Here is a 14,508-nt window from a genome sequence, read left to right on the forward strand (position 1 = left end):
GGGGCACGGCATGTTCCTCGGGACAGCACCGGAGGACCGGGAGAGGGCCGGGGAAATCCGCCGATTCGTCGACGAGCGTTGGGCGGGGCGCTGACCCGAAACTGCGCCGGGTCTCGCAATTCTCATTGCGAGACCCGGCCACAGTCGTTGCTGCGCAGCGTAATTCGGCTAGACGGAGAGTGCGAAACCGCCTGTTACGCGGAGCGTTTCGCCCGTGACGAAGGACGCCTTCGACGAGACCAGATAGAGCAGTGCCTCGACGATGTCGCGCTCCTCGCCCTCGCGCTGCAGAATCTGCTGGCCCATGACGCGCTCGGCCTCGTCGCGAGCGAGTTCGGCGCGAATGGTCTCGGTGAAGATCAAACCAGGTGCGATCGCGTTGACGCGAATGCCGTCGGGGGCGAATTCGCGGGCGAAGGACATGGTCAGGCCGCGCACGGCGAGTTTGGAGACGCCGTAGACGGTTCGGTTGGCGTAGGCCGCCGACGACGAGATATTGACGATCGATGCCCCCTCGCGCCCGGTCATCGCCTTGTGCGCCGCCAGCGTGCAGTTGACCACGCCCATGACATTGACATCGAATACCCGCCGGACCTTCGCCAGGCCCAGTTCGGTGAACGGCCGGTTGTAGGCGGCGTGCAGGCCCGCATTGTTAACCAGGATGTCGATACCGCCGTGGCGTTCGGTGACGGCATCGATCATCGCCGCGACGCCGTCCTCGTCGGCGACATCGCAGGCCACGCCGGTCGCATTGCGGCCCTGCGCGATCAGTTCCGCGGCTGCGGATCCGGCGACCTCGCCGTCGATATCGGCGAGCACGACGTGCGCGCCCAGTTCCGACAATGCGGTGCCGAATGCCTTACCGAAGCCGCGGCCACCTCCGGTGATGACCGCGATCTTGCCCTCATGTTCGGACATCGCGTCCCTCCTTCGACCAGGGCACCGTAATGCGATGCCCGACTTGAACTTTCGCGTTCGGAACCGCGATCACTTCGGGGCGAAGCGCTGGCCCGCGTCCAAGCGCAGGCACTGGCCGTTGAGCATGGGGTTGTCGATGATGGCGAGGGCGAGTTTGGCGTACTCCTCCGGACGGCCGAGCCGTTTGGGGAAGGCGGCGTCCTTGACCAATTGCGCCCGCATCTCGTCCGGGATTTTGACGGTTATACCGGTGTCGAACAGGCTGGGCGCGATGGCGAGTACCCGAATGCCGAGGGAGCCGAGATCACGGGCCATGGTGAGACACATACCCGCGATGGCGGCCTTGGCGGCGCCATAGGCGACCTGACCGATCTGGCCTTCGAAGGCCGCGATCGACGAAGTATTGATGATGACGCCGCGTTCGCCGGTCTCCTCGGGATCCTCCGGTTCGTTGCGGCTCATATGCGCTGCGGCGAGCCTGCTGATGTTGAAGGTCGCGACGGCGTTGAGGTCGAGCACCTGACGGAAGGTCTCGAGGTCGTGCGGACCTTCCTTGCCGAGCGTGCGCTTGGCCTTGCCGCCGCCCGCCGTGGTGATCGAGACATGCAGTCCGCCAAGGGAATCCACCGCATCGGCGAGTGCCTGCTCGGTCGCTGCGAAGTCGGTGATGTCGACGGGGTGGAAGCTGGCGCCGAGTGCGGCGGCGACCTCGGCGCCCGCCGTACCGGGACGGTCGAGCACCGCGACATCGGCGCCGCGCGCCGCAAGCAGTTCGGCACTGGCCCGGCCCATGCCGGAGGCGCCGCCGAATACGACGACCTTCTTGCCCTTGATTTCCATGGAATTCCTTCTCGCTCAGACGGATGCGGGCGACTCTTGCAGCAGAGTGCACAGCCGGTCCCGATGGACGGTGACGCCGCCGTAGAGGACGGCGTCGGTCTCGGCTCGACGCAGGTAGAGATGCAGGTCGTGCTCCCAGGTGAACCCGATGCCACCGTGTAATTGCAGGGCGCGGGCCGTGACCTCCCCGGCAGCGGAGGAGGTATAGGAGGCGGCTACACATGCCGCGCGCACGGCGTCATCGGCTTCGGCGGCCATCGCCGCGTAGTAGGTGGCCGCGCGAGCGCCGTGCACGAACATCGCCATATCGGCGCACGCGTGCTTGACGGCCTGGAAGGTGCCGATCGGACGCCCGAATTGCACGCGGGCCTCGGTATATTCGACGGTGAGTTCCAGCATGCGCGCCATCGCCCCGAGGGCATCGGCGCATCGCAGTACCGAGGCGTAGTCGAGCAGCCATTGCACCTCGGTGGGCCCGACCTCGAGGCGACGCTCGGCCGGAACGCGCACCTGCTCGAGCCGGACTTCGTAGAACGCGCGCGTCAGATCCAGCACCTGCTGGCGCCGCAGGGTGACCCCGGGACTGTCCCGGTCGACGAGGAATGATGTCGGGAGGCCCTCGTGCCGCGCGGTGACCAGCAGCCAGCGGGCGCCGCCCGCATCCTGCACCGCGGTCTTGACTCCGTCGAGAATGAACCCATCCCCGTCGCCCCGGGCTTCGGCGTGTACCCCGTCCAGAGTCCACGGTGCCCGAGGTTCCGCGAAAGCCCAAGTGGCCCAACCGGATCCCTCGGCAAGTGCGGGCAGCGCCTCGGCTCGCAATGCGGGTGAACCCGCGGCGGCGATCGCGGCACCGACGACGGCGGTCGATATGAACGGGCCGCGCCCGAGCCCGCGCCCGATCTCCTCGGCGACGAGTGTCAGCTCGACCAGGCCCTGGCCAGCACCGCCGTACTCCTCGGGTAGAGCCAGGCCGGGCCAACCGAGCTCGGCGGTGAGCCGCCACAGCTGCGGGTCGACGTCTTCGTCGCGTTCCATCCAGTTCCGTAACGTCTCGATCGGCGCCCGGTCCGACAGTAGGTCGCGCGAGGCAGCGCACAACATCGTCTGCTCGTCGCTGAGCTCGAAGTTCATCAGTCACCACCCGATGCCGAAGACATAAACGTCATTGCGAAGGTATCCTTTTTTACATCTCGAGTCGAGATTCACCACGCTTTTCGCCTCGGATCTTTCAGGCGGCGCAGTAATAGAGTACAACGAATTATATGACTGACGCCGTTTTGCTCTCCGCCTGCCGTACCGCCATCGGCACCGCCCGCAAGGGCACCCTGCGCGATACCAGCGCCTTCGATCTCGCCACCGTTGTCGTCCGGGAGGCGGCGCAACGCAGCGGCCTGCCGCCGGAGCTGATCGATGACGTCGTGCTCGGCGAATCCGTGGCCGGTGGCGGCGATATCGCCAGGTATGCCGCGATCGAGGCCGGGCTCACGCACGTTCCCGGCTTGGCGCACAACCGGCATTGCGCTTCCGGATTGGCCAGTATCGCGACCGGCGCCGGGAGCGTGCTGGCCGGGATGGATCGTGCGGTGATCGCCGGTGGGACCCAGTCGTTCTCGACCGCTCCCGTTTCGCGGCGGCGGATTCCCGGTACCGACGACTGGCAGGACCCGTGGAGCTCGCCGTCGCACGTGTCGACGCCCGAGGCGCCGAGCAACGATATGGCGATGCTCGTCGGTTGGAATACGGCGCGGCTGGCCGGAGTGTCCCGGGAGGAGATGGACGCCTGGGCTCTCGGGTCGCACGAGCGGGCCGTCGCGGCGATCGATGCAGGCCGGTTTCTCGACGAGATCGTCCCGGTCAAGGTCACCGATCGGGACGGCGGGGTGTCGGTCTTCGACGTCGATGAACATCCGCGCCGCGGTTCCAGCATGGCGAAACTCGCGGCGCTGAAGCCGCTGCATCCGGAGATCGAGGGTTTCTCCATCACCGCCGGTAACTCCAGCGGATTGAACGACGGCGCGGCCGCGGTGGTCGTCGCCAGTTCCGAACTGGCCGCCGAACACGGGCTCGCACCGCTGGCCACGGTGCGGTCGTGGGCCAGCATCGGCGTCGATCCGGTACGCACCGGCCTCGCGCCGATCGATGCGATCCGAAAGGCATTGGACCGGGCCGGAATCGGCATCGGCGATGTCGATCTGTTCGAGATCAACGAGGCCTTCGCGTCGGTGACGGTGGCCGCCGTACGCGAGTTGGGCCTGGATCCCGAGCGGGTCAACCCGTTCGGCAGTGGTTGCAGCCTCGGTCACCCCATCGCGACCACCGGCACCCGAATGGTGGTGACCCTGGCCCACGAGTTGCGCCGCCGCGGCGGCGGCACGGCGGTCGCGGCCATGTGCGCGGGCGGCGGCATGGGTTCGGCACTGGTACTGACGGTCTGACATCGCCCTTCTCGGGCGTTGCCGGTTCACATACGAAGGTGTGCACGTCGGTTTCCGATCGATCGAGCGAGCACTCTGGTTGTGGCGGCCAGAGTGCTCGCTGTCGGGATGCGGGGGTTCCTGTCTATTTGTTGACAGGTCTTTCCATTTCGGTCACTTCGCCGGTGCGGGCATCGGCGAGTTGATCGTGGTGAAGTACTGCATGGCCGCCATGATCGCGATCGGGGCGGTCACCAGGATTTGCCCGGCCAGGGTGCCCAGCGCACCGATGGCCAAGATCCCGCCGACACAGCCGATGGCCGCGGCAGGAATGAACGCACCGAACAATCCGACGATCGTCGCCGAGGCGACAGTGGCACCGGCGATGCCGCCGAGCACACAGCCGATGGCCCCGCCGGCGATGCCGCCGACCGTGCTGCCGATTGTCGCTCCCATCGTGATGGTGCCCATCATTCGGCCGAATGCGGCCTGTTCCCGGTCGTACTGAGTCTTCCAGGGGGCTTGGTCCTCGAAGGGCAGCGCGACCGGTTTGTACACCGCGTGTTCCCGGTCGAACTGCGGTGTCAACGTCGCGGTACGATCCGTGATCTCCGCAGCGATGGGAAAGACGAAATCGTCTACCCGGAAAGCCAATTCGGCACCGGCGAGGGTGGTCCCATCGGCTGCTTCGATCTTGAATACCCCGTCTTCCACAGCCATCGAACCGGCATCGGTCGTGATGATCGTCGATCTTTCGGTGGCATTCGCCGTGTAGTTCACACCACGGTCGTCGGCCTGTGGTGTGGCGGCCCCGGGGGGTGCGGTAACGGCGAGCGCGGATGCCAGTAACACACCGGCTGCTGCGATCTTCCTCATCCTCTGTTTCTCTTTTCTTTCGGATCCCTCGGACTTCGATGTGGAGGGACGTCTACTTCGGCACGACCTTCAGGTCCGGAATCTGCTCGCCGCAGGCCGGAGCGCCATTGGTGTCCGGGACGAACTTGTCGCCGCGCAGGATCGAGACGAAGGTGCAGTTGCCCGGGGAGCCGACCGAGTAGGAACCCCGGTTCTCGAAATCGGCAGGCTTCGGGAACAATCCACCGGCGGTCCAGGTCTTATCGGTGCGCAGCGCGGACATCAACTGCTCCTGGCTGGCATTGCATCCAGCCTTCTCGAGCCCCTCGATCAGCAGGTCCGCGCTGACCCAGCCGACCGCCATCGAGAAGGACGGGATACCGGTCTCCGAGCCCGCGTATTGCTTCAGTGCCGCCGAAAATGCCCGAGTCGCTTCGGTATTCATCTCCGTCGGTGCGAAGGAGGTCATGAAACCGACGCCCTGGCCCGCCGCGATCGCTGGCGGCGACTTCAGCAGATCGGCCCCGTAGCCGGTGGCCAGCAGCACGGACTTCATCTCGACCCCGGCTTGTCGCAGACCGGTCATGAGCGCGAATCCGGTATCCGGAATGACCGGTGCGTACAGCACATCGGCACCGGATTCCTTGATGCCGAGGACATAGGGGCCGACATCGGTGGTACCGAACGGAATGCGGATGTTGACATAACCGCGGGCGAGCCCGGCGTGCTCGGCCGACAGCGCCGCGCCTTCCGCCGACTTCGTGGCACTGGGGGTGTTGTAGGAGAGCACGGCGACCTTGGTGCCGCCGATCTTCTTCCAGTAGTCACCGAGGGTCGTCGCGGTCTTGTTGTAGTCGGTACCCGCCGTCGCGGCGAAGAGGTTGTCGTACTTCGGGTTGAACCACTGGTCACCGCCGTCGAACCCGGCGCCGAGGAACGGCGTCTTGCTCGCCTGGGTGCCCGCGTACTGCCCCGCGCCGTAGAAGTACGTGCTCACCGGCAGCACCGCGTAGACGTGATCCTGTTGCACCAACTTCTGTGCCGCGGTCAACGCGCCCTGCGGTGTGGACTGGTCATCACCCACAACGACGTCGAAGCCACGCGCGGCGCACTTTCCGTTCGCGGCCTGGTAGGCGGCGAAGCGGGCTTTCACCCCGGGTTCGGTACCTGCGTAGTTGGCGGTCGCGGCACCGCTGAGCGAGGTCAGCACCCCCACCTTGACCGGCCCGCTCGTATTGCCCGCTCCACCGGAGCCGCCGCTGCCGCACGCGGGAACAACAAACATTGCGGCGCATAACCACGCTGCGATCGCACCGACTCTGCGCATCTGCACTCCTCTAGCTATCGCCGGTCCAGCTACGGGTGCCGGACGGCTGTGAGGGCTACAGTGGAGCATATTCAGTACCCTCTGTATCCGATTTTCGGCGAGAATCCGGACAAAATACTTGACGGTGCCCCCCTATTAGCGCACTCTTACCCGTACCTCCAGAGCGTCGAACTTTTAGGGGCCCCACCGTTGCTCTCCTACGTTCTCGCCGGCCTAGCCCTCGGAGCGATTTACGCAATCGCCGCGGCATCGCTGGTCGTCACCTACGTTTCCTCGGGCGTTTTCAACTTCGCCTTCGGCGCCATGGCCTTCGCCGTCGCCCGCTTCTACTTCTTCCTGCACGTCGAGCACGGGTGGTCGATGCCGATCGCGGCCGTGGTCGCGATCGGGCTGTTCGGCCCGGGTCTCGGTATCGCGCTCTACGCGTTGCTGTTTCGCTATCTGCGACTGCGTTCGCCACTGGTCAAGATCGTCGCGACGATCGGCCTATCCGTCGCTTTGCCGCCGCTGGTCAACCTCGTATTGGGGCATCTGGTGAACACCACGGCACCGGGTCTGGCGCCCCAGCCGCTGCGGATATTCCACGTGTTCGGTGCGGTCGTCGATATGAACCAGGTGATCACCTATACCGGGCTGGCGGTGGTGCTACTCGTCGGCACGGGGCTGCTGCGGTATACCGATATCGGCCTACGTGTTCGGGCCTTGGTCGACTCCGAGGCACTGACCGCTATGTCCGGTGTCAGCCCGACGCGGGTGTCGCTCGGCGTGTGGGCATTCAGTGCACTGTTGGCCGGACTTGCGGGTGTGCTGATCGCCCCGACCTCGGGACTGACGGTCGAGGGCATGACCTCCCTGATGTCGGCCGCCTTCGCGGCGGTGGTCGCGGCGCGGCTGCGCAGTCTGCCCATGGCGGTCTCGGTCGCGCTCGCCATGGGTGTGGTCACCAATGTCATCCAGCGCTACCTCGACCCGCAGAGTCCGTTCTCGGCGCAGATCGTGCCCAGCATCCCGTTCATGTTCATGCTGGTCTTCCTGCTGTACTACGCGGTGCGTGGACAGGCGGGCGATACCACGGCGGGCGGCGCGCTCGATCGCGCGATCCGCACGGCGAATGCCGGAGCACCCAGCGCCTCGGTCGGATCACGCACCGGGCGGACCCGACCGACAGCCGCACTGGTCGCAGCCGTGATCACGTTGATCATCGTTGCGGTACTGCCCCTGGTACTCGAGGACTTCTGGGCCGGTCTGGTCGGTGCGGGTATCGCGCTCGCGATCGCGCTGCTGTCCTTCACGCTGGTCACCGGTGAGGGCGGCATGATCTGGCTGTGTCAGATCACCTTCGCCGGACTGGGCGCGATCTTCGCCGCCGATCTGACCACGAACTCCGGATGGTCGCCGCTGGTGGCGGTTCTGGTCAGCGCGCTGTGCATCGTGCCGATCGGTGTGATCCTCGGATTGCTCACGATCCGTTTGGGCAACCTTTACGTCGCCCTGGTCACGCTGACCTTCGGCCTGCTCGCCCAGAACCTGATCTTCATGCGGGATCGGTTCTACAACTCCGGCCAGGGCATCTATATGCCGCGTCCCGAATGGGCCACGGACAACGCGACATTCGCGCTGCTCGCGCTGGTGGTGTTCGTCGGGCTGGGTCTGCTCGTGGTCAATCTGCGGCGTTCGACCGCGGGACTCGCGGTGACCGCGGTCCGGTGGAGCGAGCCCGGTTCGCGCACACTGGGCTTGAGCATTCTTCCGGTCAAGGTGCTGGTATCGGCGCTGGCCACCTTCGTCGCCGCGATCGGTGGCGGCTTCCTCGCGCTGAATTACCAGTCGGCACTGCCCGATTCGTTCAATGCGTTCACCGGCCTGGTGTGGCTGGCCGTCCTGGTCACCCTGGGCTCGCGGTCGATCGTGGGCGCACTGGTCGCGGGAGTGGCTTTCGCCGTGCTGCCCAGCGTATTCCAGACCTACCTGCCGACGAGCTGGGCCGAGATTCCGGTCATTATGTTCGGTTTCGGTGCGATCATGCTCGCCCGCAATCCGGACGGGATCGTCGCCATGCACGCGCGCCAGCTCGACGATGTCATCCGGTGGTGGCAGCACCGACGGCCTGTCACGAGTTCTGAGATGGGAAAGGCAACAACAGATTCCGACACGACAGCGGCTGCGAACGTGCGTGTCGAGGAACCACAACTGACCCCGGGAGAGCTGGCATGAGCGAGCGAAGCGAGCGATCATTCAACACAGCCGCCAACGCGGTCATGCCGGAACCGAGCGTCAGCGAGGTGCGGGCATGACCGCGACCACCGATAGCACCCCAGCGCGAATCGAGGCCAAGGGCGTGACCGTCCGCTTCGGCGGACTCGTCGCCCTCGATGAGGTCGACCTGCGGGTCCCACCTGCCTCCATCGTCGGTCTCGTCGGCCCCAACGGCGCGGGTAAGAGCACCTTGTTCGCGGTGCTGTCCGGACTGTTGAAACCGAGCTCCGGTTCGGTCCTGATGGGCGGTCACGATGTCACCAAGGCGAGTGCGCAGTCGCGCGCCCGACGCGGCCTCGCCCGCACCTTCCAGCATCCGGAACTGTTTCCCGGACTGACCGTCCGCGAACACGTGGTGCTCGGCTACCGGCTCCGGCACGCCCGCAGCCGGATGTGGACCGACCTCGTGACGGCGGGCGGTTTCCGCCGAGCCCCCGCCGACGAGGACCGGCGGGTCGGCGAGATCCTCGCCGCACTGCAGCTGACCGGGCACGCCGATCTGCCGGTGGCCGGACTGCCGCTGGGCACCAGTCGGCTCGTCGAGATCGCCAGGGCGCTGGCCGTAGATCCGTATGTGCTACTGCTCGACGAGCCGTCGTCCGGGCTCGACGCCCGCGAAACCGATGAGCTCGCAGGCACATTCACTCGTGTTGTCGCCGATCACGGTGTATCGCTGCTGCTGGTCGAGCACGATGTCGATCTGGTGCTCGGGCTCAGCGATGTCGTCCATGTGCTCGATTTCGGCGTCAAGATCAGCGAAGGCACCCCAGCCGAGGTCCGCGCGGATCCGGCCGTGCGCGCCGCATATCTGGGCGAGGGCCCCGACGAGGAAAGGACCTCGGCATGACCACAACGTCTTCCCTGCTCGCCGTCCGCGATCTGAGTGTTCGCTACGGCGCCGCGCGCGCACTGCAGGGCGTGACCTTGGACGTGCACCCGAACAGCGCCCTCGCCGTGCTCGGTCCCAACGGTTCCGGAAAAAGCACCCTGGCCAGGGCTCTTTCCGGGCTCGTTGCACCGGCGGGCGGAACCGTCGAGCTAGACGGCCGCGATATCACCGGTGCGACACCGGACCGGATCCGGCGCGCGGGCCTCGTGCATCTGCCCGAAGGGCGCGGCGTATTCCCGACCCTGACCGTGCTGGAGAATCTGCGCATGGCCACCGCGGCCGACCGGCGGCGCAGGGCCGTGGCCATCGATCATGCCTTCGAGATCTTTCCCGTGCTGCGGCAACGGCAGCGTCAGGCCGCGGGGACCCTGTCCGGCGGCGAACAGCAGATGCTGTCGCTGGCCAGGGCGCTGATGGTCGAACCGCGGTTGGTGATCGCCGACGAGATGTCGCTCGGTCTGGCGCCGAAGATGGTCGATGTGGTCTTCGAGAGCCTGCAGCGGGCCAGGGCAGCCGGTGTCGCGGTGATCATGATCGAGCAGTTCGCCAGTCGCGCACTGGCTTTCGCCGACCACTGCATCATCCTGCAGCGCGGCCGGATCGCCTGGTCGGGTGCCGCCGACGAAGCCGGTGACGAACTGCTGCGCGGCTATCTCGGTGACGCCACCGCGGCCTGAGGTATTCGAAAAAGGGACCCAGTTGCCTTGGCCTCCGTCGGATCACGCCGCTTCGATGACGGAAACCGCCTCATAGCACAGGAATTCGATGCCCAGGGAGATGGCCGGCCCGTTCCAGGTGACGATGATGCCGCCGAAGCCGTAGCGCGGGTAATGCGCAGCGAAGACTTGAAAGAAGGTGTTGCCGCATTCCTGGAAAAGCGCCCACCGCAGTGGCGGGGGCGCTGACCAGTCAGGCGACGTCGACCGGGGCCTTCTTCACGCTCTTGTCGAAGCCCACGACATCGGCCAGAGTGCCGCCGAGGATGATCGCCCGCTCGTCGTCGGGGACCCCGTCGAAGTTGAAGTCGATGCATTCCTTGCTACTGCGGAAGGTGCCTTCCGCGTGTGGATAGTCGTTGCCCCAGATGACGGTCGACATTCCGGTGATGTGGCGGGCCTTGACGGCCACCGGGTCGTCGGCGAACTGCACATGGATCTGACGTTGGAGGTATTCGCTGGGCGCGAGCGGGTAGGGCCATTTCCCGTTGATGGCGAACAGTCGTCCCATGGTCGGCTGGTCGTTCGGCGGACGGGTGTCGTCCCAGAACCCGAGCCACCAGTCGGCGTCCTGGCCGATGCCGGTCCGCCAGGACTTGTCCATCATGCCCATGAACGAGACCAGCCAACCGGCCCCGAACTCGGTCAGGTTGAAGTGCAGGTTCGGGAATCGTTCACAGACACCGCCACCGATGAGGGATGCGATGATGGCCTGCGGGCTGGCCGATGCGGTATTACCACCGCCCATGGTCCGGCCCGCGACCATATCGTCGGTGAGCTGTCCCTTGCCCATATTCATGGCCGTCATCAGGCCCTTGACGGTGGTCGCCGTTTCCGACACCGACTCCTTGACCATCACCCCGCCGGTGGCGACGTGGAAGAACACCGGCAAGCCGTGCGCCTGCGCGGCCGCCCACACCGGGTCGTACTCCCGTGACCAGTAGGGCAGCGGCGGGATCTCCGGCAGTAGCAGGGCGCCCAACCCCATGCGCGCACATCGCTCGATCTCGGCAACCGCATCTGGAACGTTGGTGAGCGGGATCGCCGCCGTCGGGCGCATCCGGTCCTTGTACGGGAGATACCGTTCGACGAGATAGTCGTTCCACGCCCGCGCGTGCGCCATCGACAACTCGTGGTCATCGGTGAACAGGACGAACAGCGACAGGTTTGGGAACATCACCGAGGCGTCGACGCCATCGAGATCCATATCCCGGATGATGTTCTCCGGCTCGCCGTCCGGTGTTCGCCCGCCGAGCTGGCGGTACTTGGAGATGGTCCAGCCGTCGAACCCGACGGTGTGCAGTTTCTTGAACTCGGTGTGCCCGCCCGCCACGATCGGTTCGTCGAGGGTGAACTCCTCCTCCCAGAGGGCGCGGTCCCGAAGATGTTTGGGCAGCCGGGTTTTGAACAGGTCGACCGGCTCGATGATGTGCGTATCGCCCGATACGACGAAGAAATCCGACACGTTGACACCTTGCTTTCTTGACAGTTCCGCGCACCGGGCGCGATTAGGAACTTTGCCTCATTAGTGAGACTGAGTGTCAGACTAGCGCGAAAGATTCAGTTATGTCACGAAATTGCAAAGGGTAGCGTCATGCCCATGAGCGGAACCAAGCGCACGAGACTGATCGCCCGCGCCGCAGTGCGAGCCGACCTCGCACAGGTCGCCTATGAACTGACCCGTGAGCGGGGGTTCCACAACGTCACCGTGGATGACATGGCCGCAGCTGCCGGGGTATCCCGCAGCACTCTCCTGCGATATTTCGGCAGCAAGGAGGAAGCGGTGCTGAGCGCCTTCGACGCACACGCCGACCGGTTCGCGGACGCGCTACGTGCCCGGCCCGCCGAAGAGGACGACTGGACGGCGCTGCGCCGGGCATTGGCCGGGGTCACCGAGTTCTATCTGGAGGACCCGGTTGCCGCGCTCGCCATGACGCGACTCATCTTCGATACCCCGGAGTTGTCCGGGCGGCAGTTGGAAAAACAGCACAGTTGGCGACCCGCCCTCACCGCTGCGCTGGCCGAGCGGGCGGGCGTGTCGGGACCCGTCCCCATCGCGGTGGAGATCAAGGTCGCCGCTGCGACGAGTTGCCTGAATATCGCTGTCGAGCGCTGGTCGGCGTCCGATGGCGAACTCGATCTGGCGCAGTTGCTCGATGAAGCATTCGACGCGCTCTCGTCGGTACGCAACGGGCGCGTGCTCTGACGGGTCGGGGGTCGCCCGATGCGAGACGACCCGCCGAAGGGAAGGGGCAGCCAGGTTAGTATCGCCGAGAACGCTTGCGGGACAGGCGATCTTCTGCACCAGCGGAGCGATGGCGCCGTTCTGGATCACCGCGCCCCCGTCTTTTGGGGCCCGCGGCAGTGGATTTCGCGCGCAGGGGGTTCGAAGGACCTCCCGCGGATGTCGGTGAGTGCAGGGAGTTGACGACATCCGCGGGAGGTCTGGCCCGCCGACCGGACGTGGGCTCGATGGGTGACGGCCGTCGGCGGGGGATCGGGTGTTGCGGGAGTGGGTTATTCGGCGTGGTCGGCGCCGCCACGCGCCGCTGCCCGGCCATGCCGCAGCATCACCGCCAGGACCAGTGCGATCACAGCGGTGCCCAGTGCTAGCCAGAAAGTCTGGGTGTAGCCGCTGTCGCCGAACACCTGCGGTATCGGCTGGACGACGTGGTTGCCCATGACGTCGATGCTCGCCTTGATCGGATTGTTGTTGAGCAAGGCAGTGACAACCGCGAGGGAGACCGACGTGCCGAGGTTGATGGTGACACCGAGCATGCCGGTACTGATGCCTTGCTGTTCCTGCGGTACCGCGTCGACGACGAGATTGGCCACGGCGGCGTAGAAGAAGCCGAACCCGATCCCGGACAGCGCGTAGAACACCGAATAGGTGGCCCAGCTGTAGTCGACCAGGAGGTAGCCAACCCCCGCGACCACGTTGACGGCGAAGCCCAAGATCGCCGGAATGCGGGCGCCGTATCGGTGCGCCAGCCAGCCGCCGAGTGGGCCGGCGATGACGGCGACGAGCCCGGCCCAGAGTCCGACGTGCAGCGCGTACTGCAACATGGTGAAGCCGTTGCCGTAGCTGTAGCTGGGATCGAGGACCACCTTCACCATGTCGACCGGGAGCGTGGCTCCGGTCATCTCATGGGCTTTGGCCACGACACCCTGTGCGACCTGGTCGCGCAGCCCGTCGGCATTCGGGGTCTGGGTCATGTACGCCAGCGTCAGCGGCTGTATCGCGATGATGCCGACACCGAAGAAGGACATCAGCAGCACCATGCTGACCTTGGGGTTCAACAACAGCCGCAGGTCGACCATCGGGCGGCTCACCCGGGTTTCCACCACGAAGAAAAGTGCCAGCAGCAGCAGTCCGCCAACCAGCCAGGCGATGCTGGTTGCGCGGCCCCAACCCCAGCTTTGGCCGTTGTCCAGGTAGAGCAGAACCAGCAGCGTACCGGCGGACAGCAGCACCGCGCCGAAGGGATCGATCCGATCGCGTACCCGCAGCTTCGATTCCGGGACTACGAGCATGACGAGCAGCGTCATCACGGCGGTGAAACCGCCCAGACCCCAGAACAGCGACCGCCAGGAGAAGTGGTCGAGCATCACACCGCCGATCACCGGCGCTATCGCAGCGGCAATACCGATCCCGGCGCCGACGAAGCCGAGCGCGGTCGCCACGAACCGCCGCGGCATCAGATCCCGGATCAGGCCGAAGGCAATGAACTGGCTGGCGACGGCGAACGCCTGCAGACCACGTCCGATCAGGAACAGCGTCCAGTTGTCGGTGACCGCATCGATCAACGAGCCGACGACGAACAGCACGCCGCACGCCACGAACAGCCGCTTCTTGCCCCAGATGTCGCTCATCTTGCCCAGCAGCGGTGTCGCGGAGGCGCCGACCAGGCCGATCAAGATGACCACCCAGTTGATGTTGGCCCCGACGTCGGGGAAGGTGGCGCTCATATCGTGCAGTGCCGGGGTGATCATCGTGTACTGAACGGGGACGACCTCGGTCATCAGCACGATGAGCGCGAGCACCGCGTAGATGCGAAGTCGCGAGGCGTTCTCGAGCCGACCGGTGTCGACGGCGACGTCGACTTCATCCGGTGGAGGAGTGGTGGTAGCGGACATAGAACGCTCCAGGGGGAGAAACGATGAGATGGGAGTCACATGAGGCGGCTCTTGGCGGCGGACGATATGAGCTCGCATCCGTCGTCCGCGCATTCGTCCTACTCACCGGAAATTCGTGCATATCCGTGCCGCGACCTTTGGTGATGCGGTAGA

Annotated in this window: 12 protein-coding genes; 5 read left to right on the forward strand and 7 right to left on the reverse strand. The window is 65.8% G+C overall.

Annotated features, from left to right (window positions below):
- Positions 1–168: 168 nt before the first annotated feature.
- The 3 genes from ACIBI6_RS25710 to ACIBI6_RS25720 all read right to left on the reverse strand — a co-directional run bounded on the left by ACIBI6_RS25710 (position 169) and on the right by ACIBI6_RS25720 (position 2,892).
- A complete protein-coding gene (locus ACIBI6_RS25710; protein WP_396958148.1) occupies positions 169–918 on the reverse strand; it encodes an SDR family NAD(P)-dependent oxidoreductase in 750 nt (249 codons plus the stop codon).
- Between the two features lie 69 nt (positions 919–987).
- Entirely contained in the window at positions 988–1,758 is a 771-nt protein-coding gene (locus ACIBI6_RS25715; protein WP_357466099.1) for an SDR family NAD(P)-dependent oxidoreductase, read from the reverse strand.
- A 15-nt stretch (positions 1,759–1,773) separates the two neighbouring features.
- Positions 1,774–2,892, reverse strand: coding sequence for an acyl-CoA dehydrogenase family protein (locus ACIBI6_RS25720; RefSeq protein WP_364342661.1), 1,119 nt, complete (start codon positions 2,890–2,892; stop codon positions 1,774–1,776).
- 131 nt (positions 2,893–3,023) lie between these two features.
- Between ACIBI6_RS25720 and ACIBI6_RS25725 the strand changes: the two genes are divergently transcribed.
- Entirely contained in the window at positions 3,024–4,196 is a 1,173-nt protein-coding gene (locus tag ACIBI6_RS25725; RefSeq protein ID WP_364342658.1) for a thiolase family protein, read from the forward strand.
- A gap of 153 nt (positions 4,197–4,349) precedes the next feature.
- Here ACIBI6_RS25725 and ACIBI6_RS25730 read toward each other — a convergent pair whose 3' ends face one another.
- Together ACIBI6_RS25730 and ACIBI6_RS25735 are read right to left on the reverse strand one after the other, a co-directional pair.
- On the reverse strand, positions 4,350–5,051 hold the full coding sequence (locus ACIBI6_RS25730; protein ID WP_364342652.1) for a hypothetical protein: 702 nt from the start codon (positions 5,049–5,051) through the stop codon (positions 4,350–4,352).
- 52 nt (positions 5,052–5,103) lie between these two features.
- Entirely contained in the window at positions 5,104–6,315 is a 1,212-nt protein-coding gene (locus ACIBI6_RS25735) for an ABC transporter substrate-binding protein (protein ID WP_364342649.1), read from the reverse strand.
- 231 nt (positions 6,316–6,546) lie between these two features.
- Here ACIBI6_RS25735 and ACIBI6_RS25740 point away from each other — a divergent pair, with 231 nt between their 5' ends.
- The 3 genes from ACIBI6_RS25740 to ACIBI6_RS25750 all read left to right on the forward strand — a co-directional run bounded on the left by ACIBI6_RS25740 (position 6,547) and on the right by ACIBI6_RS25750 (position 10,179).
- Entirely contained in the window at positions 6,547–8,571 is a 2,025-nt protein-coding gene (locus ACIBI6_RS25740; protein WP_364342646.1) for an ABC transporter permease, read from the forward strand.
- A 76-nt stretch (positions 8,572–8,647) separates the two neighbouring features.
- Positions 8,648–9,460 (forward strand): ABC transporter ATP-binding protein, encoded by an 813-nt coding sequence (locus ACIBI6_RS25745; RefSeq protein ID WP_364342643.1) that lies wholly within the window; start codon positions 8,648–8,650, stop codon positions 9,458–9,460.
- Positions 9,457–10,179, forward strand: coding sequence for an ABC transporter ATP-binding protein (locus ACIBI6_RS25750; RefSeq protein WP_364342640.1), 723 nt, complete (start codon positions 9,457–9,459; stop codon positions 10,177–10,179). The genes ACIBI6_RS25745 and ACIBI6_RS25750 overlap by 4 nt, the downstream gene beginning before the upstream one ends.
- Positions 10,180–10,411: 232 nt before the next feature.
- Here the strand turns inward: ACIBI6_RS25750 and ACIBI6_RS25755 are convergent, their stop codons facing one another.
- Entirely contained in the window at positions 10,412–11,683 is a 1,272-nt protein-coding gene (locus ACIBI6_RS25755; protein WP_364342637.1) for an amidohydrolase family protein, read from the reverse strand.
- 135 nt (positions 11,684–11,818) lie between these two features.
- On the opposite strand from ACIBI6_RS25755, the gene ACIBI6_RS25760 reads away from it, so the two are divergent.
- Positions 11,819–12,424, forward strand: a complete 606-nt coding sequence (locus ACIBI6_RS25760) for a TetR family transcriptional regulator (protein ID WP_396958149.1) — start codon at positions 11,819–11,821, stop codon at positions 12,422–12,424.
- A 311-nt stretch (positions 12,425–12,735) separates the two neighbouring features.
- On the opposite strand, the gene ACIBI6_RS25765 is transcribed toward ACIBI6_RS25760, so the two are convergent.
- Entirely contained in the window at positions 12,736–14,355 is a 1,620-nt protein-coding gene (locus ACIBI6_RS25765; protein ID WP_364342628.1) for an MFS transporter, read from the reverse strand.
- Between the last annotated feature and the right edge of the window lie 153 nt (positions 14,356–14,508).

The organism is Nocardia sp. NPDC050412, assembly GCF_044458825.1.
In the GTDB taxonomy this organism is placed as follows: domain Bacteria; phylum Actinomycetota; class Actinomycetes; order Mycobacteriales; family Mycobacteriaceae; genus Nocardia.